This window comes from Enterocloster sp. (assembly GCF_057861365.1).
Genome location: NZ_DBMACH010000006.1, coordinates 34502 through 56439 on the forward strand (window position 1 = coordinate 34502; position 21938 = coordinate 56439).

General features: G+C 49.6%; 19 protein-coding genes and 1 riboswitch. Of the genes, 4 read left to right on the forward strand and 15 right to left on the reverse strand.

What is annotated here, in order from left to right:
* Positions 1 to 33 precede the first annotated feature (33 nt).
* From ACZM6M_RS07965 to thrC, 6 genes are all read right to left on the reverse strand, one after another.
* Positions 34 to 750, reverse strand: a complete 717-nt coding sequence (locus tag ACZM6M_RS07965; protein ID WP_337434484.1) for an MFS transporter — start codon at positions 748 to 750, stop codon at positions 34 to 36.
* A gap of 406 nt (positions 751 to 1156) precedes the next feature.
* Entirely contained in the window at positions 1157 to 2401 is a 1245-nt protein-coding gene (locus ACZM6M_RS07970; RefSeq protein WP_417045634.1) for a sensor histidine kinase, read from the reverse strand.
* Positions 2391 to 3071, reverse strand: a complete 681-nt coding sequence (locus ACZM6M_RS07975; RefSeq protein ID WP_066550410.1) for a response regulator transcription factor — start codon at positions 3069 to 3071, stop codon at positions 2391 to 2393. Before ACZM6M_RS07975 ends, ACZM6M_RS07970 begins: the two co-directional genes overlap by 11 nt.
* A gap of 131 nt (positions 3072 to 3202) precedes the next feature.
* On the reverse strand, positions 3203 to 5317 hold the full coding sequence (locus ACZM6M_RS07980) for a glutamine synthetase III family protein (RefSeq protein ID WP_066550989.1): 2115 nt from the start codon (positions 5315 to 5317) through the stop codon (positions 3203 to 3205).
* A 206-nt stretch (positions 5318 to 5523) separates the two neighbouring features.
* Positions 5524 to 6393, reverse strand: a complete 870-nt coding sequence (gene fba / locus ACZM6M_RS07985; RefSeq protein ID WP_066550414.1) for a class II fructose-1,6-bisphosphate aldolase — start codon at positions 6391 to 6393, stop codon at positions 5524 to 5526.
* 145 nt (positions 6394 to 6538) lie between these two features.
* Positions 6539 to 8035, reverse strand: a complete 1497-nt coding sequence (thrC, locus tag ACZM6M_RS07990) for a threonine synthase (RefSeq protein ID WP_417045635.1) — start codon at positions 8033 to 8035, stop codon at positions 6539 to 6541.
* A 259-nt stretch (positions 8036 to 8294) separates the two neighbouring features.
* Here thrC and sfsA point away from each other — a divergent pair, with 259 nt between their 5' ends.
* From sfsA to ACZM6M_RS08005, 3 genes are read left to right on the forward strand one after another with little or no spacing between them, the layout of a single operon-like run.
* The gene (gene sfsA / locus ACZM6M_RS07995) at positions 8295 to 9062 is read left to right on the forward strand and encodes a DNA/RNA nuclease SfsA (RefSeq protein WP_337434481.1); all 768 of its coding nucleotides are present in this window, start codon (positions 8295 to 8297) and stop codon (positions 9060 to 9062) included.
* Between the two features lie 49 nt (positions 9063 to 9111).
* Complete coding sequence (locus tag ACZM6M_RS08000; protein WP_066550418.1) at positions 9112 to 9345, forward strand: FeoA family protein; 234 nt, start codon at positions 9112 to 9114, stop codon at positions 9343 to 9345.
* 19 nt (positions 9346 to 9364) lie between these two features.
* Positions 9365 to 10678, forward strand: coding sequence for an MATE family efflux transporter (locus ACZM6M_RS08005; RefSeq protein ID WP_417045636.1), 1314 nt, complete (start codon positions 9365 to 9367; stop codon positions 10676 to 10678).
* Here the strand turns inward: ACZM6M_RS08005 and ACZM6M_RS08010 are convergent.
* Both ACZM6M_RS08010 and ACZM6M_RS08015 read right to left on the reverse strand, forming a co-directional pair.
* Entirely contained in the window at positions 10631 to 12622 is a 1992-nt protein-coding gene (locus ACZM6M_RS08010; RefSeq protein ID WP_066550424.1) for a helicase-related protein, read from the reverse strand. The genes ACZM6M_RS08005 and ACZM6M_RS08010 overlap by 48 nt on opposite strands.
* Positions 12623 to 12645: 23 nt before the next feature.
* Positions 12646 to 13041 carry a DUF6483 family protein gene (locus ACZM6M_RS08015; RefSeq protein WP_417045637.1) on the reverse strand — a complete coding sequence of 132 codons (396 nt, stop codon included), beginning with the start codon at positions 13039 to 13041 and terminating at the stop codon, positions 12646 to 12648.
* A 256-nt stretch (positions 13042 to 13297) separates the two neighbouring features.
* Here ACZM6M_RS08015 and ACZM6M_RS08020 point away from each other — a divergent pair, with 256 nt between their 5' ends.
* The gene (locus ACZM6M_RS08020) at positions 13298 to 14329 is read left to right on the forward strand and encodes a DUF3810 domain-containing protein (RefSeq protein WP_418497171.1); all 1032 of its coding nucleotides are present in this window, start codon (positions 13298 to 13300) and stop codon (positions 14327 to 14329) included.
* Here the strand turns inward: ACZM6M_RS08020 and ACZM6M_RS08025 are convergent.
* The 7 genes from ACZM6M_RS08025 to ACZM6M_RS08055 all read right to left on the reverse strand — a co-directional run bounded on the left by ACZM6M_RS08025 (position 14301) and on the right by ACZM6M_RS08055 (position 21923).
* Positions 14301 to 15512, reverse strand: a complete 1212-nt coding sequence (locus ACZM6M_RS08025; RefSeq protein WP_337434476.1) for a cation:proton antiporter — start codon at positions 15510 to 15512, stop codon at positions 14301 to 14303. The two genes, ACZM6M_RS08020 and ACZM6M_RS08025, sit on opposite strands and share 29 nt — an antisense overlap.
* A gap of 37 nt (positions 15513 to 15549) precedes the next feature.
* Positions 15550 to 16761, reverse strand: coding sequence for a MalY/PatB family protein (locus ACZM6M_RS08030; protein WP_066550435.1), 1212 nt, complete (start codon positions 16759 to 16761; stop codon positions 15550 to 15552).
* On the reverse strand, positions 16758 to 17624 hold the full coding sequence (locus ACZM6M_RS08035) for a TatD family hydrolase (RefSeq protein WP_417045638.1): 867 nt from the start codon (positions 17622 to 17624) through the stop codon (positions 16758 to 16760). Before ACZM6M_RS08035 ends, ACZM6M_RS08030 begins: the two co-directional genes overlap by 4 nt.
* The gene (locus tag ACZM6M_RS08040; RefSeq protein WP_296034582.1) at positions 17621 to 18355 is read right to left on the reverse strand and encodes an ABC transporter ATP-binding protein; all 735 of its coding nucleotides are present in this window, start codon (positions 18353 to 18355) and stop codon (positions 17621 to 17623) included. Before ACZM6M_RS08040 ends, ACZM6M_RS08035 begins: the two co-directional genes overlap by 4 nt.
* Before the next feature lie 69 nt (positions 18356 to 18424).
* Positions 18425 to 19444 carry an ABC transporter substrate-binding protein gene (locus ACZM6M_RS08045; RefSeq protein WP_418763649.1) on the reverse strand — a complete coding sequence of 340 codons (1020 nt, stop codon included), beginning with the start codon at positions 19442 to 19444 and terminating at the stop codon, positions 18425 to 18427.
* A 3-nt stretch (positions 19445 to 19447) separates the two neighbouring features.
* Positions 19448 to 20206, reverse strand: a complete 759-nt coding sequence (locus ACZM6M_RS08050; protein ID WP_417045640.1) for an ABC transporter permease — start codon at positions 20204 to 20206, stop codon at positions 19448 to 19450.
* A gap of 63 nt (positions 20207 to 20269) precedes the next feature.
* Positions 20270 to 20373: riboswitch (TPP riboswitch) on the reverse strand.
* Entirely contained in the window at positions 20370 to 21923 is a 1554-nt protein-coding gene (locus ACZM6M_RS08055) for a metallophosphoesterase (protein WP_484074131.1), read from the reverse strand. Its footprint overlaps the riboswitch before it by 4 nt.
* Positions 21924 to 21938: the final 15 nt, after the last annotated feature.

Sequence of the window (21938 nt, forward strand, 5' to 3'; positions counted from 1 at the left end):
TGACCTCCTGATTGGATTTTTGTTTTTCTGGCATTATAACAATTTATGCTGAAATGGGGCTGAAAATTTATGGAATACGCCGCCTCCCGTCTGCTCCCTGAGGATTTTCCATGTGGACTGGGTTTCTTTTGCCTCTTCATAAATGGTTTGTTTTTCCTTTACCGGAGTGATGTCCTTTATAAAAAGAAGGATCAAAATGGTGGACGACAGGGTCGTGAGCCCGTCAATGGCGTAAGCAAGGCCCAGATGGTTCTCAAACAGGATTCCTCCTATGGTTGGGGACAGAATGATCCCCAGATTGAGTCCCAGATACATAAGGCTGTAGGCTTTTTCCCTGTTTTCGGAGGTGCTCAGATCGGCTACCAGTGCGTCATAGGACGGATTTTCCATTGTCTGAAAGATTCCTGCTGTAAAAAACAGCAGGATCTGTGCCATGGATACAGGAAGAACCGCTGCTGTCAGGTAACAGATGACCGTTACCAAATCGCAGATAATGATGAGCTTTTTCTTATTGCAGCAGTCTGCCAGCTTTCCTCCCAGCAGGTTTGCAGGAAACTGTACCACTCCCATAGCTATGGTGATCTTGGCGATCTCCTGTGCATTCATTCCCAGCTTATTGCTTAAAATCAGCGTCAGCATGGGCCATATCATAGCTCCCATATTTGTTGCTGCCTTTCCCCAGAAAAGAATATATAATTCTCTTCTCATACCTCTGTACTGGCCGAACATTTTCTCAAATATTGTTTTCATTTCTAATTATCCTCTTAAAATATATGCTGCTATATGCTTTTCCACCTGTGTCAGACCGCACTTTCCTGTGAAATAAAAAAACAGAGACCCTCTGCTGCCAAAGGATCTCTGCATAGTATCTTCTCTTTTAGATAGGGCCGGGCCCAGCAGCCAGCCGCCCATTGAAAGATGGGCGGCTGGCGTGTGCGGTATAATATACGGCATAAAAAGAGAGAACCTGATATCCGATCCATTTTGGGCAACATGAAATAACAGGACGCTTTCACGGTATTGCGCCTGCACAGACAAATCTTCATGCGTCAAAATAAATGGATCAAATTAACATCTGGCCTCTCCTTTAAAAATCTGAAGTATGGCTTCAGTATAGCACTGGAAATATATGGATGCAAGAGGGAATCATCCGACTTTATAGCCGGAAACCGTAGCCCTGCACACCAGGCCCCAGAACACAGGGCAGCTCCACCCAAAATCGATTGATCCCATCCCTGCTTTCAGCGTGTATTTTTCCGTGATGAAGCTGTACGGTCTTTTCCGCAATGGAAAGGCCCAGGCCGTAGCTTCCGGAGGTATTGCGGGCGGGATCGGCGCGGTAAAAGCGTTTGAAGATCTGGCTTAAGTCTTCGGGATCAATCGAAGGACCCTGATTTTCTACAGTGAGTATGCAGTGGCTTTTTCCCTGTTTTTTAAGCTTTACCCAGGTGGTTCCGCCCTGGCTCGAATATTTGCAGGCATTGTCTAAAAGAATATCCAGAAGCTGGCTCAGCCTGTCCTTTAAGCCCCAGATCAGAATACCTTCTTCTATTTCTGCATAAAGCGTTAATCCCTGTTCAAAATAAAGGGGTTCAAAAAGAAGAAGCGAATCCTCTGCTGTCCGGCTTAAATCCACCTGTTCAAAAGCTGCTTCTGCCTGTCCGCTGTCAGCACGGGCCAGATCCAGCATCTGTTCGATCAGCCCCCTCATCTGCCGTGACATGGCAAGGATGGCTTCGGAAAAACGTCTCTGCTCTTCTTCCCCACAGCCGGAGGACTGCAGAAGCTCCGCATTGGTCATAATTACAGTCAAAGGCGTTTTTAACTCGTGGGAGGCGTCGGCCACAAACTGGCGCTGCTGTTTCCAGGCCTTTTCCACCGGCCGCACCGCCCAGCCGGAAAGCCAGATGCTGATGGCTAAAAATAGGATAAAACTCAGACCCGCGATCAGGGCGCAGGTTCTCACCAGCCCCTTTAGCGCCGCCGTTTCACTGGAAATATCCGCAAATACCAGGCTATACCTGTAGGGCGTATTGGTCTTATAGTACCGAAAGCCGTATTCCTTTATCACTCCTACCTTTTGATGGGAGGAACGTGCCCTTACAATGAGATCCATGAGAAATTCCTGATCAGACAGATCAAAATAGCCGCCGCTGCTGGCGATCAGTTCTCCCCCGGTTCCCAGATGCAGGATAAAAAAAGGAAGACGGATCTGCTCGCTCTGTTCTCCGGGCATCTCAATCTGAAAGGGTCGGTTTGCAATCTTTTCCATCATGCGGATGCTCTTTTCTTCCAGATCTGCTCTTGTAAAATGGTACACCAGGCCGAATACCACACTCATCATCAGAACCACTATCGTCATGTTGATAACTACAAACTTCACTCTCAGCCTATAAATCATGTTCTGCCACCTCCAGATGATATCCCATTCGCCGGATGGACTCAATACGTACATCTGACCCAATGCTTAACAGCTTTTTCCTCAAAAAACCAATATAAACCTCTACATGGTTTTCCACTGCATCTGAATCATAGCCCCACACCTTTTCCAGGATCATTTCCTTAGAAAGATTTCCTGCCCCGGACTGAAATAAAAGGCGCATAATATCAAACTCTTTCGCAGAAAGCCGGATCTGTCTGTCCCCGCAGCTTAAAACAGCCGTCGAAAGATCCAAACAGGTCTTTCCCATCCCTACCTCATCCACCTGTCCTCCCTGGCGGCGAAGCAAGGCGCGGACGCAGGCAGTAAGCTCTCTGGCGTCAAAGGGCTTTGTCAGATAATAATCTGCCCCGGCATCCAGCCCTGCGATCCGATCCTCCAGAGCAGAACGGGCCGTAAGCATTAGAATGGGCGTTCCCAGACGGCTGGCCCGAAGCTCCCTTGCCACCTCATAGCCACTTTTTCCCGGCATCATCACATCCAGTATGATCAGATCATAAATCCCGGTGCCTGCATATGTAAAACCGGTTTCTCCGTCATATACAGCCTCGGCCTCAAAACCCTGGATCTCTAAAAGATCTTTTATAGAACCGGCCAGCAGCCGCTCATCCTCTATGATCAGAATTTTCATATACATCCCCTTACTTACTGATAATATCCCTATTATACAGCAAAGCGGCCAAAGAAAACAGCCTGCAGCTATCCCCTTCCGGGCAGCCGCAGGCTCTGTCTTCTAAAATGACCAGTTAAACAATTGTCGTATTACACTTCAAAAATCAGATCGCCGTAGCTTGGCATGGGCCACAGATCCTTGTCCACCAGCATCTCCAGACGGTCTACAGGAGTCCTTAAGGCCTCCATGGCAGGAACGACCTCACTGTGGTATGCCAGTGCCTGATCCTTTCCGCTTTCCATGGCTGCGCAGCGGGCCGTTGCATCTTCCAAGGCAGACAGGGCTGTTTTTGTCTCAGCCAGAAGGTCTGAGGATTCCAGCAAAAGCTCTGTCTGTGTGCTCACGTCTGCCTCCGGGCAGGCATTTCTCACCGCGGAAATGGAACCTGCCAGCTGGGTGGTGTAGCGGATCACTGCAGGAATGATCTGCTTTCCTGCCATATCGATCATAGTCTTTGCCTCAATGTTAATGCTCTTTGCATAGCTTTCGTACTCTACCTCGGCTCTGGACTCCAGCTCGGCTCTGGTGAATACGCCGAACTCCTCAAACAGCTTTACCGCCTTGTCTGTCACAAGAGCCGGGATCGCGTCTACCATAGAGCGAAGGTTGGGAAGCCCTCTCTGTTCGGCTTCCTTTACCCACTCCTCAGAATAGCCGTTTCCATTGAAGATAACTCTTCTATGAGCTGCCAAAAGCTCTTTAATGAGGTCATGGACTGCCATATCAAAGTCCTCGGCCTGCTCCAGCTGATCAGCCGCTTCCTTAAAGGCTTCTGCCACAATGGTATTTAACACCGTATTGGCAGATGCTACGGAATCAGAGGAACCTACCATACGGAACTCAAATTTATTGCCTGTAAAAGCAAAGGGTGAGGTGCGGTTCCGGTCGGTGGCATCCTTGTCCAGATCCGGCAAGATATTTACGCCGGTGCGCAGAGTTCCGCCCTTCTTGGAATGGGTCGCTTCTCCGGTGTCGCAGAGCTGGTCGATCACATCCTCCAGCTGCTCTCCAAGGAAAATGGAAATAATTGCCGGCGGAGCCTCGTCTGCTCCCAGTCTGTGATCATTTCCCACATCAGAGGCAGATTCACGGAGCAGATCTGCATGGCGGTCTACGGCCTTGATGATGCAGGCTAAAACCAGAAGGAACTGGATATTCTCATGGGGCGTATCGCCGGGGTTCATCAGGTTGGTGCCGTCGTCGGCAGTCAGGGACCAGTTGTTGTGCTTACCGGAGCCATTTACCCCATAGAAAGGCTTTTCGTGGAGAAGGCAGGCCATGCCGTGGCGTCCGGCTACCTTTTTTAATGTCTCCATCACCAGCTGATTGTGGTCTACGGCCTGGTTCACGCCCTCATAGATGGGAGCCAGCTCATGCTGGGCCGGGGCTGCCTCGTTGTGCTGGGTCTTGGCAGGCACTCCCAGCTTCCACAGTTCCTTATTTACATCGTTCATATAGGCGCCAATCCGCTCTCTGATGATGCCGAAATAGTGGTCGTCCATCTCCTGCCCCTTTGGCGGCATAGCGCCGAATAAGGTGCGGCCGGTATAAATTAAATCCTTTCTCTGCAGATACTTCTGGCGGTCAACCAGGAAATACTCCTGCTCTGGTCCCACGGAAGGATTGACCCGTTTTGCAGTGGTGTTTCCAAACAAGCGCAAGATCCGCAGGGACTGCTCATTGATGGCCTGCATGGAGCGCAGCAGAGGGGTCTTTTTATCCAGAGCCTCACCCTTATAGGAACAGAAGGAGGTAGGAATACAGAGGGTCACGCCGATAGCGTCCTCTTTTAAGAAAGCCGGAGAGGTACAGTCCCATACCGTATAGCCTCTGGCCTCAAAGGTTGCGCGCAGGCCGCCGGAGGGGAAGGAGGAAGCATCCGGTTCACCCTTTATGAGTTCTTTTCCAGAAAACTCCATGATCACACGGCCTTCAACGGGAGCGGAAACAAAGGAATCGTGCTTCTCAGCCGTAACGCCTGTAAGAGGCTGGAACCAGTGAGTAAAATGGGTTGCACCATGGTCAATCGCCCAGTCTTTCATAGCATGAGCTACCACATCTGCAATACTGGGATCCAGCTCTGCGCCATCCTCAATGGTCTTTTTAAGCTTCTTATATACGCTTTTAGGCAGACGGTCTCTCATCACGGCATCATTAAACACATCCTTGCCAAACATCTCTGTAACACTTATTACTTTGCTCATAGATTCTCCATCCTCTCTTTTCATGGTGTCCCCTTTCCCCAATGCACCCCAAAAGGCGGTTTTGTACAGCAAAAGGCGTTCTCTCCTTTTTCAAAAAGAGAACGCCCTCGTTCTTTTGTTATAAAATAAACCATTTCCCGTGAAAATGCAAGCGGTTTTTCCAAAAACAGAATCAGTTTATTCTAATAAGTTTTAATTCACAGAGCTTATGCATTTGCCTTTCCAACAGAACCAAACAGCTCCATCTTCTCTTTTACAGTTGCGCGGATTGCCTCTGCGCCGGGAGCTAACAGCTTTCTTGGGTCAAAGCCCTTGCCCTGCTGATCCTTTCCTGCCTCGATGTACTTTCTGGTAGCCTCTGCGAAGGAAAGCTGGCATTCTGTATTTACGTTGATCTTTGCAACGCCCAGGCTGATAGCCTTCTTGATCATATCCTCGGGAATACCTGTACCGCCGTGAAGAACTAACGGCATATCGCCGGTTGCTTCCTTAACCTTCTCCAGTACGTCGAAGTTTAAGCCCTGCCAGTTCTCCGGATACTTGCCGTGGATATTTCCGATACCTGCTGCAAGGAAGTCAACACCCAGATCAGCGATAGCCTTGCACTCTGCAGGATCTGCACACTCGCCTGCGCCTACCACGCCGTCTTCCTCGCCGCCGATAGAGCCTACCTCAGCCTCTAAGGACAGGCCCATTGTATGAGCGATCTTAACCAGCTCTTTTGTCTTCTCCACATTCTCTTCGATCGGATAATGAGAGCCGTCAAACATAATAGAGGAGAATCCGGCCTTAATGCACTTATAGCAGCCCTCGTAGGAGCCGTGGTCTAAGTGAAGTGCCACCGGTACGGTAATATTTAATTCCTCAAGCATAGCAGAAACCATAGCTGCTACGGTCTTAAATCCGGTCATGTACTTGCCTGCACCCTCGGATACACCCAGGATAACCGGGGACTGAAGCTCTTCTGCAGTCAGAAGAACTGCTTTTGCCCACTCCAGATTATTGATATTGAAGTGACCTACTGCATATTTGCCTGCTCTTGCTTTTTCAAGCATATCTTTTGCTGATACTAACATAATATTTCCTCCTTATACTTGGGCGCTCCCCCAGCTGCATGAACCCGGAACCCGGATAACAGCCCTGGAACGCAGTTCTACTTTGTTATGTTTTTAACAGTTTCGAATTCATTATAAACCATACCATCCAAAAATGGAAGAACTTTTATGAAATCCCAAGGATATTCTTAACGGTTTCCTCCATCTCATCCACAGCGCACTCTCTGTCATGGCGGATGGGCGCAGTACGTATCTCCTCTACCGCTTTTGGAAGCACAAGGCCGGCAGCTGCAGCCAGCTCATCGGCCACATCAAACTCATCCTTTCCCTCTGTGGCCGCTTTACCCTTTACAGCATCCATTACACTGCGTGAGAACTTAAAGGGACTGGCCGTGGACGCAATAACCGTCTTTGTCTGATCGCCTGTTTCATTTTTATACTGTCCGTATACGGCCGCTGCCACGCCTGTATGTGTGTCGATGAGATAGCCTGTATCCTGGAAAATGGTCCGTATCGCAGCTTCATTTTCCTCCTCTGTGGCAAAACCGCCCTTAAAATCAGCCATAAAGGCCCGCATCTCATCCGTAATGGTATAATGGCCATCCTCTGCCAGCTCCTTCATCAGAGCGGCGTTTGCTTTCGGATCCGAGCCTGTACTTAAATAGATCAGGCGCTCCAGATTGCTGGAGATCAAAATATCCATGGACGGAGAATTGGTAAGAATAAACTCCCTTCTGCGGTCATAAGTGCCTGTGGTGAAGAAATCGTACAGCACCTTATTATCATTAGAGGCACAGATCAGAGTACGGATGGGAAGCCCCATTTTCTTGGCAAAATAGGCTGCGAGAATGTTGCCGAAATTGCCTGTGGGAACCACCACATTGATCTCCTCCCCGGCAGCGATCTCCTCATTTGCCAGAAGCTTTGCATAGGCGTATACATAGTACACAACCTGAGGCACCAGACGGCCAATGTTAATGGAATTGGCGGAGGAAAACTGGAATCCCTTCTCTGCCAGCTCCTTTGCCAGCTCCTTGTTATTGAAAAGATTCTTTACTCCGGTCTGGGCGTCGTCAAAATTGCCGTGGATGGCGACAACTGCCGTGTTCTCCCCCTTCTGGGTGCGCATCTGGCGCTCCTGCACCGGACTTACGCCGCCTTTGGGATAAAATACGATGATACGGGTGCCGGGTACATCCGCAAAGCCTGCCATAGCTGCCTTTCCGGTATCGCCGGAAGTAGCCGTTAAGATCACGATTTCCTTATCTGCATGGTTCTTCTTTGCCGCAGTGGTCATCAGATGAGGCAGAATAGATAATGCCATATCCTTAAACGCAATGGTGCTCCCATGGTAAAGTTCCAGATAATAAGCGCCATCGGCCTTTGCTAACGGAGCGATCTCCTCTGTGTCAAATTTGCTGTCATAGGCTTTCGCAATACAGGATCTCAGCTCCTCCTCCGTATAATCTGTGAGAAACAGCTTCATCACCTCGTATGCGGTCTCCTGATAGCTCATACCGGCCAGCTTCTCCATGGAAACATCCAGCTTCGGAATTTCAGTGGGCATAAACAGGCCGCCGTCGGCAGCCAGACCCTGAAGGACAGCCTGGGATGCCGTGACCCCGGTCTGTCCGCCTCTGGTACTCTGGTAAGATAATGCCATAATCAATTTCCTTTCTTTATGCGATGTATACTTTGAGGGACTGCCAGTCTGAACGCACAGCCCCGGACCCTTATTTGCAGAAAGTTTAGCATATTTTAATGAGAGGTGCAACTGTTAAGGGGCAGGAACGGGAATTTTTCTTGAAATTACTGTTGTAAAAGAAGAAAACGGCCGCAGGAAACACTTGCGTGAACCCAAAATTTGCCTTATTATGATAGCCGAAACAAAAACCGGATTTTTCCGGAAAAATGAGGTTGACATGAGATATGAACATACAGTGAAGGGACGTTTTCTGGAACGTCCCAATCGCTTTATCGCCTATGTGGAGGTAAACGGCCAGCGTGTTATCTGCCATGTAAAAAATACAGGACGCTGCAGAGAACTGCTTACCTCCGGCTGTACCGTGGTGCTGGAATTTCACCCCCACGCCAGGGAAATGGGAAGGAAAACAGAATTTGACCTAATCGCGGTCTATAAGGGAAACCTTCTGATCAATATGGATTCCCAGGCGCCCAACCGGGCTGCCCTGGAATGGATGGAGAACCTCTCCCAAAAGGAGCCAAACGACAACGCGCTCCGGATGCTCCAGCCCTTTGATCCATCTGGGAGCATCTGGCTGCCCCGTAAGATCCGGCGGGAGGTAGTCCACAAAGATTCCCGGTTCGATCTGGCATTTATGCTGGAAAACCAGCAGACCGGAGCCTTAAAACCTGCCTTCATGGAGATAAAGGGCGTAACCCTGGAAGAAAATGGAATCGTCCGCTTTCCCGATGCTCCCACAGAGCGGGGTGTAAAGCACCTTCAGGGCCTGTCCGAAGCTGTTGCCGAAGGCTTTGAGGCCTTTGTGCTCTTTGTCATACAGATGGAAGGAGTAAGGGAATTTCGTCCCAATGATGAAACACACAAAGCCTTTGGGGACGCCCTGCGGGCAGGAGCCAGAGCCGGACTGCATATTCTGGCCTATGACTGTGAGGTAGAGGAAGCTTCCATGAAAATCCGCAGAGAGGTAAAAATCAGTCTCTCTTAAGTCCTGTTATCATATACTATGGTATCAGGGTCAAAAGGATGGATAAAACATGGTATTTCCCTTATGCGATCTGAAAGCCGGAGAAACAGCCCAGGTAGCCTGGATCATATCCGAGCCTGCCATGGAGCGCCGTCTGAGCCGCCTGGGCTTTCGCTTCGGAGAGCCGGTAACCTGTATTTTTAAAAGCAAAACGGCAGGCTTGTCGGCATATCGTCTTCATAAACGGGTCGTTGGGATCCGCCAGCGGACCACCCGTGAAATTCTGGTACGGAAAAACACTTAAAACACGAAAGGATTTACATATGAAGGATCTTACAAAAGGCACACCGGCCCGGATCATGATCAGCTTTGCTGTTCCCGTAGCCCTTGGAAATATGTTTCAGCTGTGCTACAGTCTGGCTGATACCCGCGTAGTAGGAAGCGCCCTGGGAGAAACTGCTCTGGCAGCTGTGGGGGCCACCGCCTCCATCAGCACTCTTTTTATCGGCTTTCTGTCCGGCCTTACAAACGGCTTTTCTCTGCTAATCGCCAGAGAATTCGGCGCAGGAAACAAAGAAGGAGTAAAACGCTTTGCCGCAGGCAGCCTGCTCCTTGGAGCTGTGACTGCCCTGTCCCTCACACTGGCCTGTCTCGCAGGCCTCCCATGGATCCTCGGACTTTTAAACGTGCCCCAGGAGCTTCTTATCCAATCAGACAGCTATATCCGCGTCATTCTGTCCGGACTGTTTGTCACCATGCTGTACAATGCCTGCGCCTCTGTCCTGCGGGCTGTAGGCGATACAACAGCCCCTCTGCTGTTTCTGATTTTTGCAGCTGTATTAAATGTGGTTTTAGATCTGGTTTTTATCATGTACTTTGGCTGGGGCATAGAAGGAGCCGCCTTTGCTACGGTTCTGTCCCAGGGGGTGGCGGCCTGCTTAAGCCTGATCTATATGTTCTGCAGATACCGGATCTTCCGCTTCTGCCCGGCTGATTTTAAAATATCCGGAGAACAGGTCAAAAAACTCTACGCCTCCGGCCTCTCTATGGCTGCCATGATGTCCCTTGTATTTTTCGGCACCCTGTCGCTCCAGTGCGCCATCAATACCTTTGGCCAGGATATCATCGTAGCCCATACAGCCGCCCGGAAAATTACAGAATTTTGTATGCTTCCCTTCAGCGTCATGGGCGTAACCATGGCAAATTACTGCGGACAGAATACGGGAGCCGGCCGCATGGACCGCATCCGGACGGGAATCCGCCAATCCCTTCTTCTGACCTGGATCTGGGCCGTAGGAATAATCCTTTTAAGCTGGACCATTTCTCCCCGGCTGGCTTCTATGGTTACAGGCTCCCAAAACGAGACGGTTCTCAATACCGCAGCTCTGTATCTGAAGGTCAACACCCTGTTTTATTTTGCTCCGGCTGCTATTTCTATCTTGAGAAACAGCCTTCAGGGCATGGGCGATCATGTGACTCCCATATGCTCCAGCATGATCGAACTGGCTGGAAAAATCATTGCCGCCTTCCTTCTGGCGGATATTTTTAAGTACTGGGGAATCATCGTGGCAGAGCCTGTTGTATGGGTTTTAATGGTTATACCGCTGATCGTGAAAACGAGAGCGCTTCTGCGATGAACGGCCCCGCTCAAAGCAGCGCTCACAGATGGAAAATGGATGATCCCAGGAAAGCTCTCTGCCGCAGATGGAACATTTCCGGGTATAGCTGCCGCATTCTGTGCGCAGGATACGGCTGATCTCCTCCTCTGTGCTCCGCCTTTCATGGAACAGGTTTTCTTCCTGGACAGGAAGTCCTGTCTTCCGTGAAAACTGAAAATAAAGATCCAGCATTTTATAATAGCTTTCCATATCGTAAAGATCCGTTCCCGGACTGTAGGGAAATTCTAGTTCATCCACTTCTCTGTATTCCCGGCAGTAATCCTTCCACAGATCCATCACCAGACGGTTATCAATGTCTACCGAGCAGGTAATAAGCTTATAGATCTCCTGTTTGGTAAATTCTTCCAGATGATCTCCGTGGATCCGCTCAAAGCTCATGTAGAGAGATAACAGCTCATCCACCTCCATTTTTTCATAAATGGCAGGCGCCTCCATACCGGCCCAGATCTTTACCAAAGTGTCAATCTCTGCAGGCAGGTTCAAAAGCTGCTCAGGAAAACCCACATAGGCTTTCATAATGGGAAGAGGGCGGGCGGATAAGCCGTCCTCAATGGTTTCTATATCGTCAATGGCCGTCACAAAGCCCTCGTCATAGAGGCCAAAGCGGCCCGCCCGTCCTGCGATCTGACGGATTTCCTCCGGCAGAAGACTGCGTCTGGCCGTGCCGTCAAATTTTCTTGTTTCCACAAACACGATCCGGCGGATGGGAAGATTTAATCCCATCCCAATGGCGTCTGTGCTTACCACCACCTCCGTCTCACGCTCCAGAAAACGGCGCACCTGCTCCCTCCGGGTAGCAGGCGGCAGGCTTCCGTAGATCACACTGCAGCGCACCCCCTGATTTTCCAGATGGGCGGCCAGAGCCAGAACGGACTTCTTTGAAAATACGATCAGAGCGTCTCCCTTTTTCAGATCCCGCTTCAGGGAGTAGGGCTTCTTCTCAAGGGTAAGGCGCGTACTTCTTTTGTGGCGCACGATCTGAAAGGAATCCCCGCAGCGCTTGATCATCTGCACCATGATATCTTCTGCCTCAGGAGCCATGCACAGGTGGATCTCCTCCGCACGCAGCCCCAGCACAGCACGGGTCCAGTTATGGCCCCGGTAAGGATCTGCTGCCATCTGACATTCATCTACCACGGCTACGTCAAAGTATTCGTGATCATTTAACATTTCCACCGTACAGGCCTGACAGACCGCTCCGGGAACCTCCAGCGTCTCCTCTCCGGTAATCATGGAGCAGGGTACATGTTCACTGTTTAAACGGTCGTAAACCTCCAGCGCCAAAAGGCGAAGGGGGCCGAAATAGGCTCCGTGCTCTGCCTGTTTTAACCGCTCCAGTGCGTCATGTGTTTTTCCGCTGTTAGTAGGGCCGATATGAAGGATAAAACGGCGCTTCATGGCCCGTGTCTCCGGGTATTCATCCTCCGGACGGCGCTTGACCGACTCCCTGATCCCCTTTTTAATGGTTTTGGGGATATAGAAAAGCTGATAAGCCCGTTCCAGTGAATTCGTTAGAAGATATCTGCGGATCCCCTGCATTTTTAATACGTGCTCCAGCTCCTCCTGCGTAAGTTCCGGCAGAAATTCCAGATCCTTTTTTGCCAGATGCTCACAGAATTTCTCCATACACCGGCAATTCTCCTCCCACCGGGTAAGCTGAGGACCGGGCTTTATGCGTCCCTCTTTATGCATCAGGAACGCACAGACTTTTGCCAGCATGGCGTGTATATCGCTTAATTCGTTTGGTTTTATAATTTTTTCCAGACACGCATCATTTAACCGGGACAGACGATTTCGCAGCTCTGCCCCTGTCATGGCCCGGCAGCGTCTGTTGGACGGACCAAAAAACAGTTCCTTATAGCAGTCGGCCAGACAGACGGCGCATTCATTTCTTATTTCCATTAACCGCTCCCTTTCAGACATGCTTATACCATAGTAGTGTCTACGAAATTCTCAAAACCGGAGATGCCAAACTGAGCGCTGATACTGTTAATCCCTTCTGCAATTTCCTCTCTGGAAAAATTGGCGGTATAAAGAGCATCATCATCCAGCTGGTTTAAATACATATAAAATGCCAGAGCCATTTCCAAATACGCCCTGTCACTGGTATCCAGACATTCATACAGCTCATTCTCAGCCCCGTTAATGTCTCCTGCATCTGCAAGATCCTTTAAACGGCGGTAAGCCCGATCCACGGGCGTGTAAGCCGCCTCTGAGAGAGGAAGGTCATAATCAATTTCATTTTTCCCCAGTGCCAGTCCGGCAATGGCCCGAACAAGGTCGGTAATCGTACGCATTACATAATCATCCTGATATGCCATAGTTGTTCACTCCTGATTGTTTGCTGCCCATTCCAGTCCCAGAGAGCAGACCTTTGGGGACTTATTTTCTACTAAGTATAGGGGATACCGCCAGCTGAGTCAAGATGCTTCATTCCCCCTTTGCCTTTCCCTCCCCTTGACTCCCATTTTCCCAGCAATTATAATGGAAAAAATACGAAAGAGAACAAATGTGTATATGAAACTAAATGATAGGAACACAACCCCATTTTCCTTTATAAAAAAACCGGACAAAAAAATGACATCAAGTCTCATTCTGGCCGTTTTATCTGTTCTGCTCCTGGGCTGTGCCAGAACATTTCCTGTATTTGCCCAGTGGTACTCCGTAACCATTTATGCCGGTCTTAAAAATACCATCGCACGGTTTTCCGGCCTTTTTCCATTTTCACTGTCTGAGGCAGGACTTTACCTTCTTCTGGCTTTCTGCCTGTATTGGATACTCCACAGCTTAAAACGCCCTCTCCTGCTTTTTAAAAATGCCTTTTTTCTTGCCTCGCTTTTATTTTTTATCTATACAATAAACTGCGGAATCAATTATTACAGAAAGCCCTTTTCCGAAGAGGCCGGATTTTCTGAAGAATTAAAAAAAGGCAGTACGACTGCGGAGCTTTATTCGCTCTGCGAATATCTGGTAAAGCAGGTAAATGAAACTGTGCCAGGGGAAGACTCTCCCAAACGCAATGCTTTCTTTTTCCGTTCTATGGGGGAATTGGGACAGGAGGCTATGGCAAATTTGGGGGCTGATTTTCCCCAGCTTGGGGGCTGGTATCCTTACACCAAACCGTTACTGAATCCCCGGCTTCTATCTGTACAACAGCTTACAGGAATCTACTCTCCCTTTACCATTGAAGCAAATTACAACAGCGAGATGCCATTTTACAATATTCCCCATACGATCTGCCATGAACTTTCTCATCTAAAAGGGTATATGAGAGAAGATGAGGCAAATTTTATCGGATATCTGGCCTGTATCGGATCCGATGCAGAGGCGTTTCAATACAGCGGATATCTGACCGGATGGGTTTATGCGGGAAATGCCCTGGCAAAAGCGGATTTTGAGGGCTACTGCCGCCTGTATGAACAATTAGATCCTCAAGCAATAGAGGACTTAGGAGAAAACAACCGGTTCTGGGACCAGTTTGAAGGAACGGTGGCAGAGGTATCCACGAAAGTAAATGACACCTATTTAAAAGCCCACAGCCAGACCGACGGGGTCAAAAGCTATGGGCGGATGGTGGATCTTATGCTGGTATACTACCGTTCTTTTTGAGAAACTTCTTATAGGTAAGATCCATTCCCAATGCTCCCAGAGGAGCTGTGATAACAATCGCCAGAACTGCTACGGACAGCACCAGTGCTCCGCAGGGAAGCCCCAGGGCCAGGGGCACGGAACCGATGGCAGCCTGAACCGTGGCCTTAGGCAGATAAGCGATGATGCAGAACAGGCGCTCCTTCAAATTCAAAGCGGTTCCGAACAGGCAGAACATGGTGCCCAGAGAACGGAACACAAGGGCTGCAGCAATCATGGCCAGTGCCGGAAGTCCGGCTTCAAGCGTATAGCGGATATCTACAGCGGCTCCAACCAGAACAAAAAGAATAACCTCTGCCGCGATCCACAGTTTTCCAAATTTTTCCGAAAGACGGGATGATACATCTGGAATGCTCCTTATTTTCAGCACGCAAGCTGTACTTACTACAGCCAGAAGACCGGATATGGATACGATTTCCTTCAGCCATGTTTCCACTGCCATCAGCAGAAAGGATACTCCCAGAAGAATAATAACCTTTGTGCTGTTTCTCACATAACGGCCGCAGACATAGGCTTTTTCAAAAAACAGGCTTAAGGCGTACCCGGTTCCCACACCCAAAGCAACCCCAAGGATAATCGAAACAGGCACATTCAGCAGATCCGTTCCATGAACCGCTCCGCCCTGGGCCATGGTGACAAAGGTGGAGAAAAGGACAATGACGAAAATATCATCACAGGATGCTCCTGCCATGATCATCTGAGGGATGCTTTTATCTGTACCGTACCTCTCCTCCATGAGCTGAACCATCCTTGGGATTACCACCGCAGGCGAAACAGCGCTCAGTACAGCGCCCATGACAGCGGCTTCTACCCTTGTAACTCCCAAAATATGGGGTGCAAAAATAAGAAATCCCAAAATCTCAAAGCTGGCGGGAACGCAGGCCATCATAACGGCCGGACGGCCCACCCGTTTTAAATCTGCCAGATTAAGCGACAATCCGGCCTTTAGCAAAATAATGATCAGAGCCATCTGGCGCAGGTCTGCCGATACAGCCAATATGGAAGGATCCAGCAGATTCAGCGCATAAGGCCCCAAAAGGATGCCCGTTAAGAGCATACCGATGATGCGGGGCAGCTTAAGCCGCTGACACACAGCCGCCATAGCCAGCCCCAGCAGAAAAATAAATGACAGGGATGTGAGCATGTTGGTTTCTCCTTAATAAATATGTACCGTCCCGGACTTACCCCTGAAATACATACCTTCTCAGCCGTTCAAAGGCCTCCTTTACACGGCTTAAGGGAAGGGCCAGGTTCATGCGGATGCTCCAGGGACCGAAAAACATCTTTCCGTCCTGCCATGCCACGCCCACATCCCAGCCGGCTTTTTCCACTTCCTCTAGTGTCTTTCCATGTTTCCTGCACCATTCCTCCACATCAATAAACAGCATATAGGTGCCTTCCGGGCGTGAAACCTTTACTCCTTCAAAATGAGTTTCGATATAATCTGCCGCATAATCAATATTTCCCGTAATGGTCGCGCACAGCTCGTCCACCCACTCATATCCCTCCGGCCTGTAAGCGCCGATCAGGGCGTGCATGGACAGCACATTCATCTCATTGTAGTGGGACAGGGAGGACTCCTTCTCTACCCGGTCGCGGATCCAGTCATTGTAAATAATATGGTAGCTTCCGACCAGGCCTGCCAGATTAAAAGTCTTGCTGGGCGCATAGAGAGCCACGGTTCGCTGGCGGGCATCCTCGCTGACGCTCTGTGTGGGGATATGCTTATGGCCCAGAGTGATGATATCCGACCAGATTTCATCTGATACAACAAATACATTGTGCCTCTTAAAAATCTCCATAGCACGTTCGATCTCATCCCGTGTCCACACCCGTCCGACCGGATTATAGGGGGAACAGAAAACAGCTGCATGGATCTTATATTCCACAATCTTTTTCTCCATGTCCTCATAATCCATGCGCCATACATTTTCCTCATCCAGATACAGGGGAGAGTGGACAGCGCGGTATCCGTTATTGGCAAGAGATTTAGTAAAGCCGATATAGGTAGGAGAATTTAAAAGCACATGATCCCCTTTGGAGCAAAATACATTTAAGGCGCTGAGAAGACCGCCCAGCACACCGTTTTCATATCCAATATGCTTCTTTTCCAGATCTCTTACCCCGTTTCTCCTTTCCTGCCACCGGATAATTGCATTAAAATAATCATCGGACGGAGAAAAGTATCCAAACGCCGGATGTCCGATGCGTTCAGCCATAGCCTCCTGGACTGTAGGTACAGTAGGAAAATTCATATCCGCTACCCACATGGGGATGATATCAAAGCCTTCTTTTGGAGGATCCGGTGCGAACCCCGGCATTGTGCCAAGTCCGTCAACTGCAATGGCATCTTTTCCATGACGTTCCATAATGCTTGTAAAATCGTACTTCATCTGTTCTCCTCCTTTTGTCCGGTATTGTCTCCCCATACAAATCTGCGGAAATTCCGCTTAATTGCTTTTGCAAGCACATTCATCTCCACTCCCCGGAGCCGGGATACTTCCCGTAAGGTCTGCTCCAGAGAACTGCGGACTGTAAGTTCAGGCAGAGCTGTATGGAACTGTGACTCCATTATACCATGCTTTTCTCCTTCCTCCCAGGCCCATTTCACAGCCCCAAGACCATCTGTTTCTATGAGAAGCCGATCCTCAGGCACCTGTCTGGCTGCCTCCTGAACCGCCGGATTCCACACCACATCCGGCCCGATAGAGACATAGCAGTCCTGATCCAGATACTCCTCCAGATGCTGTCCGCAGGAATACCAGTGAACCAGATAACGGTTAGGATATCTTCGCAGGATCCCGGCAATCTCAGCCTCCTGCTCCTTGGTGTGAAGAACCGCTGGTTTACGCTTTTTGACGGCAAAATCCAGCTGACATTCAAACGCCTCTTTCTGTACGTTAAGAGGTACGTCACACCACAACGTGTCCAGACCGATTTCCCCCATGACCGGCCATTCTTCCATAAAGGGAAACATTTCCTCTGCCCGATACTTATCGCTGTTCCACGGATGAAGCCCTGTGGCAGGAATGATGACCGGATGCACCTCAAAACGATTGAACAGCCGTTTTAATTGCTCCGCCTCTTTTGGGCTTCCCGCACATATCACAGAAGGGATTCCATCCCGAATGCGTTCCCGGATCTCCTCTTCTGTCCCTATATGAGCGTGGGCATCGATCAGACCATCCCCTTCTTCCCAAAACCTGCCTGCCTCTGTCACATATTGTTCTGCTGTGCTGTTTTCTCCTATTTTCACGTTCTGTCTCCCATAATCTCTCTGTAAATCCTGCGGCGCAGTTCCCCCTGACTGTAAAGCCAGTCCCGGCTCCGGTTCTTTTCTGCAATCTCTATCTCGCTTCCGATCCTGCCTCTGCCGGGATCTAAGATCAGGATCCGATCGGATAGATAGATGGCCTCGTCCATATCGTGAGTCACCAGAAGAACGGTGCGGTTTAATCTGGCTCGGACTCCCAGAAGCCAGTCCTGCATCTCTCCTCTGGTGATCACATCCAGCGCCCCAAATGGTTCGTCCAGAAGCAGGATATCCGCACGGCACAAAAGGGTTCTTAAAAATGCAGCTCTCTGGCGCATTCCCCCGGACAGGGCAGAGGGGTATTCATTTTCATAGCCTTCCAGACCAAAGGCTCCCATCTGTGACAGGGCTTCTTTTTTTACCTGCTCCTGCCCTCCATGGATCCTGCCGTAAAGACACACATTTTCCAAAATGGTTTTCCATGGAAATAAAAGGTCGTTCTGGGGCATATATGCAAAATGCTCCGTAATCCCTCGGATTTCCTGTCCATCTGTCAGGATATGGCCTTTTTCAGGAGCGATCACCCCGGTAAGAAGCTTTAAAAGGGTAGATTTGCCGCAGCCGGAGGGCCCTAAAAGGCTTACAAACTCTCCTTCCCGGATGGAAAATTCCAGACCGTCAAATATCTTTTTGTTTTCATAGCTGAATGTAAGACCGGAAATCTCTAATTTCATTGTATCTGCAGGGAAATGCTCCTGCCCCTCCTTTTTATGGTCTGTCCTGTTTTATCATCCGCCGCATTTTTATTGGGGAAGAAATTCATTGGTATAACACTGATCTGCCGGGATATCCTCTTCAATTACGCCATATTCCACCAGAAAATCCGTGTAATTATCCCATACAGAATCCTTCATTTCGCCCCAGCGTTTTGTATCCTCCATGTATTTGCCTGCCAGATATTCCTGTGACATGGTAAGCATTTCCAGAGAATAATCCGGTGCATATTTATGAAGGATCTCTGCGCTTTCCTTTGGATGTTCGATTGCATACCGATATCCCTTTGCAGTAGCCTCCAGGAATTTCTTCGTCATTTCCGGCTTATTTTTCAGCGTATCCTCACTGGCGATAATAACAGGGGTATAGTAATCCAGACGCTTGTCCAGCTGACGCAGCTCCATATAGTTGATAGGAAAATCATTCAGCCGGCATTTTATATTGTCCCATCCTTCAAAAAACCACATAACGTCAACCTTATCCTTCAGCGCCTCAAAGCCGGAGCCGTCTGAAATCACCATATCCAGCTTTGAAAAATCCCCTCCGTCCTTTGCCATCACTGCCTTTAACACGGCCTCCTCTCCCGGACCGCCCCAGCCTGCATAGGTTTTTCCCTCAAAATCCTTCGGAGAATGGATATCCTTATCCCCATAGGTCACAAAGCCTGAGGTATTGTGCTGGATCAAAGCTGCAACCGCTTTAACCGGAAGAGGATCGGCCGAGGTTCGGGCTATGGTCACATCCTCCTGATAGCTGATGCCGAAATCTCCCTTTCCCACAGCAATCAGCGTAGCTGTGGCTCCCTCTGTAGGCTCCACGATACTCACATCCATTCCGGCCTCTTTGTAATACCCCTGATCCAGAGCCACATACATTCCTGTGTGGTTGGTATTGGCAACATAATCCAGAATTACCGTAACATTCTCGGGGTTCTCTCCTTCTGCCGACTTCTCAGAAGCAGTGTCTGCACAGCCGGACAATCCTGCTGCAACTGCTGCAGCCAAAATCCCTGCCGCTATCTTTCTCACAAATATTCCATAGTTTCCCATCTCTTATTTCCTCCTCTTTCTTTCATAGGGAAGGCAGATCCGCCCAAGCAGGCGCACAGCCCCATTCATGCACAGGCTGAGACCAATGATCACAGCCACACAGGCAAAAACCTTGTCCAGCATATATCCGTTTTTTACCCGCAGCAGATAATATCCAAGTCCCTGCTGGGAACCAATCCACTCTCCTACCACAGCCCCGCTGATACTGTAAGTTGCAGCCACCTTAAGACCGGACAACAGCGCAGGAAGGGCAGCAGGAATTTTTACCAGACGGTACGCTCCCCATTTTCCCGCACCATAGGAACGTACCAGGTGAACGTATTCCTCATCCACACGGGACAGGCCGTCTGAAAAGCTCACCGCCACAGGAAAAAAGCACATCAAAACCACGGTAAGAATCTTCGGGCCGGGACCAAAGCCCATGTAGATGATCAAAATCGGGGCAAGTACGATCATGGGTACGGTCTGAGTAACGACCAAAAGAGGGTATATGCCTCTTTGCACTGCCGGAAACCGGTCCATAAGGATTCCCAGGGCCAGTGCCAAAATCAGAGAGATCAGAATACCAGCCAGTGCCTCCAATACCGTCACGGCCCCATGGGAAGCCAGAACCGGCCATTCTTCTCCCAAAGCAGCAGCTATGGCTGTAGGTGCGGGAAGAATATAGAGAGGGATATGAAACAGCCTTACCGCCAGCTCCCACAGGAGTAAAATCACCAGAATATAACCTGCCGGAGCCATCCGGCTGCTTACCTGCTTCATGTTCAATCTTATCCTCCTTATATGTTAAAAGGCCTCCATCCCGCAGGACAGAGGCCAAAAGCATTCATATACTCTGTATTTCCCTACGTTGGCATTATCCAAATCAGGTTATGGGTCGAAATTACAATTTCCTCTCAGCCTGTATACAGGCTCCCCTGTTGTCTTATTCCTCTGCCGCGGCATTTACCTCCGGCAGCAGCATGTAATTGTTGTCGCGGTCCGAGTCGTCGATCATGGCGTCCAGCTCCTTTAACAGATAACTGTCCGGCATATTTCTCTCCCACCAGCGGTAGCCCTTGGAACTTCTTATACCCTTTGCATCGATGCGGCGTCCGGCATAATAATCAATATAAACGGAAGCATACACCTCTGCCATGGAGTGCTCCACGTCATTTCCCAGATTCTTTACAATACCCCGGATCTGGTCAATGATCAGCTTCTGGATATAGAGCTCCGACCAACCCTCAAAATCCAGAAGATCCGGATTCTGGCTTCCGGTACGCGCCGCCCAGGCCGATACATCCACTGCCTTTGTGCTGTATTCCATACTGCCGTCCCGCTTCCATTCCAGAAGCGCATACTGACAGGGCGGTATGCTGAGTGCGTCCGTGACAATCTCCATGATTCCGTATGAATCATCTGCCGCTCCCGGTTCTGCCTTATGCTTGCGGATCCGCTGAACATGAAGGTGGCCGCTTAAGTACAGCGGCAGTTCATACTTCTGGAACAGCTCGATCACATCGCCATTGTTGTTCATGGCACACTGGGTCGTGTACATCCGGCTCTGAGCCAGAAGATTGTGGTGGCCGATGGGAAGAACGTTTATCCCATCTTTCTTTGCCTTTTTAAGCTGTTCATCTGCCCACTGGAAGGTTTCCACCTTAAGCTGCCCTTCTACCATATTCTTAGGCTCATACTGGCAGGTATCCAGCATCAGGAGACGATTTCTCTCATCCAGCTGATAGACATAGCTCAAAGAAGCATCATCCCGGCTGATAGCCTGGTCGTAGCCGTACATATGGTAAATATTGTAAAATTCTTCCGGCGTCACCGGATCTGCCTCTGCCTTTTCCTCACCAAAATACACGGCTGCATGGGGATTGTTGATATCATGGTTTCCGGGAACAATAAGTACCGGAATCCCGGCGTCCTGTACCCGCATAAGCCCTCTGGCCAGCTCCTCATGGTTTATCTTTTCCCCATTCATGGTGATATCGCCGCTTAAAACCAGAGCCGAGGGATGTTCCTCTATGACCTGATCCATAAATGCTTCTAAAAGCTCCGGCAGATATTCCACCACCTTGCCGTCTCCCCGCTCCACAAAAAGCTGAAAGGCGGCTCCGCCGTCATCTGCCTGGGCGCTCTGATAGTGAAGATCGGTCGCAAGGATCAGCCTGGGCGGCTCATAGGGAACCTCCTCCGGAACAGAAGGAAAAATCTGGGGAAGCTCCTGCTTCCATCCATAGTATCCTTCTTCCCTCTCTACGGGAACATCGCTTTCCTCTTCCTCCGGACCCGTCTCTGCTATGTCCTCTTTCGTTTCCTCTTCCTCTGCAAAATCGATTTCCGGTTCTGTATGGTCTGTGCTTTCCTCAGCCACAGTCCCTGAGGGTGCATTGTTTTCTGTCATTTCCTTTAAAAGGTGCAGTACCCCGAGGCATACCATGATAACCATGGCACACATCAGGGCACTTATGATCCAGGTTTTCTGTTTCATCCGTTATATCCTGCT

Bases quoted from the DNA above. Each gene is read 5' to 3' on its own strand.
- ACZM6M_RS08015 (WP_417045637.1), bottom strand. From the start codon at position 13,041: ATGGCATATCAGGATGATTATGTAATGCGTACGATTACCGACCTTGTT.
- ACZM6M_RS08045 (WP_418763649.1), bottom strand. From the start codon at position 19,444: ATGGGAAACTATGGAATATTTGTGAGAAAGATAGCGGCAGGGATTTTG.
- ACZM6M_RS07975 (WP_066550410.1), bottom strand. From the start codon at position 3,071: ATGAAAATTCTGATCATAGAGGATGAGCGGCTGCTGGCCGGTTCTATA.
- ACZM6M_RS08025 (WP_337434476.1), bottom strand. From the start codon at position 15,512: ATGCTCACATCCCTGTCATTTATTTTTCTGCTGGGGCTGGCTATGGCG.
- fba (WP_066550414.1), bottom strand. From the start codon at position 6,393: ATGTTAGTATCAGCAAAAGATATGCTTGAAAAAGCAAGAGCAGGCAAA.
- thrC (WP_417045635.1), bottom strand. From the start codon at position 8,035: ATGGCATTATCTTACCAGAGTACCAGAGGCGGACAGACCGGGGTCACG.
- ACZM6M_RS07970 (WP_417045634.1), bottom strand. From the start codon at position 2,401: ATGATTTATAGGCTGAGAGTGAAGTTTGTAGTTATCAACATGACGATA.
- ACZM6M_RS08050 (WP_417045640.1), bottom strand. From the start codon at position 20,206: ATGAAGCAGGTAAGCAGCCGGATGGCTCCGGCAGGTTATATTCTGGTG.
- ACZM6M_RS08055 (WP_484074131.1), bottom strand. From the start codon at position 21,923: ATGAAACAGAAAACCTGGATCATAAGTGCCCTGATGTGTGCCATGGTT.
- ACZM6M_RS07980 (WP_066550989.1), bottom strand. From the start codon at position 5,317: ATGAGCAAAGTAATAAGTGTTACAGAGATGTTTGGCAAGGATGTGTTT.
- ACZM6M_RS08030 (WP_066550435.1), bottom strand. From the start codon at position 16,761: ATGAAGTACGATTTTACAAGCATTATGGAACGTCATGGAAAAGATGCC.
- ACZM6M_RS07965 (WP_337434484.1), bottom strand. From the start codon at position 750: ATGAAAACAATATTTGAGAAAATGTTCGGCCAGTACAGAGGTATGAGA.
- ACZM6M_RS08010 (WP_066550424.1), bottom strand. From the start codon at position 12,622: ATGGAAATAAGAAATGAATGCGCCGTCTGTCTGGCCGACTGCTATAAG.
- sfsA (WP_337434481.1), top strand. From the start codon at position 8,295: ATGAGATATGAACATACAGTGAAGGGACGTTTTCTGGAACGTCCCAAT.
- ACZM6M_RS08000 (WP_066550418.1), top strand. From the start codon at position 9,112: ATGGTATTTCCCTTATGCGATCTGAAAGCCGGAGAAACAGCCCAGGTA.
- ACZM6M_RS08040 (WP_296034582.1), bottom strand. From the start codon at position 18,355: ATGAAATTAGAGATTTCCGGTCTTACATTCAGCTATGAAAACAAAAAG.
- ACZM6M_RS08005 (WP_417045636.1), top strand. From the start codon at position 9,365: ATGAAGGATCTTACAAAAGGCACACCGGCCCGGATCATGATCAGCTTT.
- ACZM6M_RS08020 (WP_418497171.1), top strand. From the start codon at position 13,298: ATGACATCAAGTCTCATTCTGGCCGTTTTATCTGTTCTGCTCCTGGGC.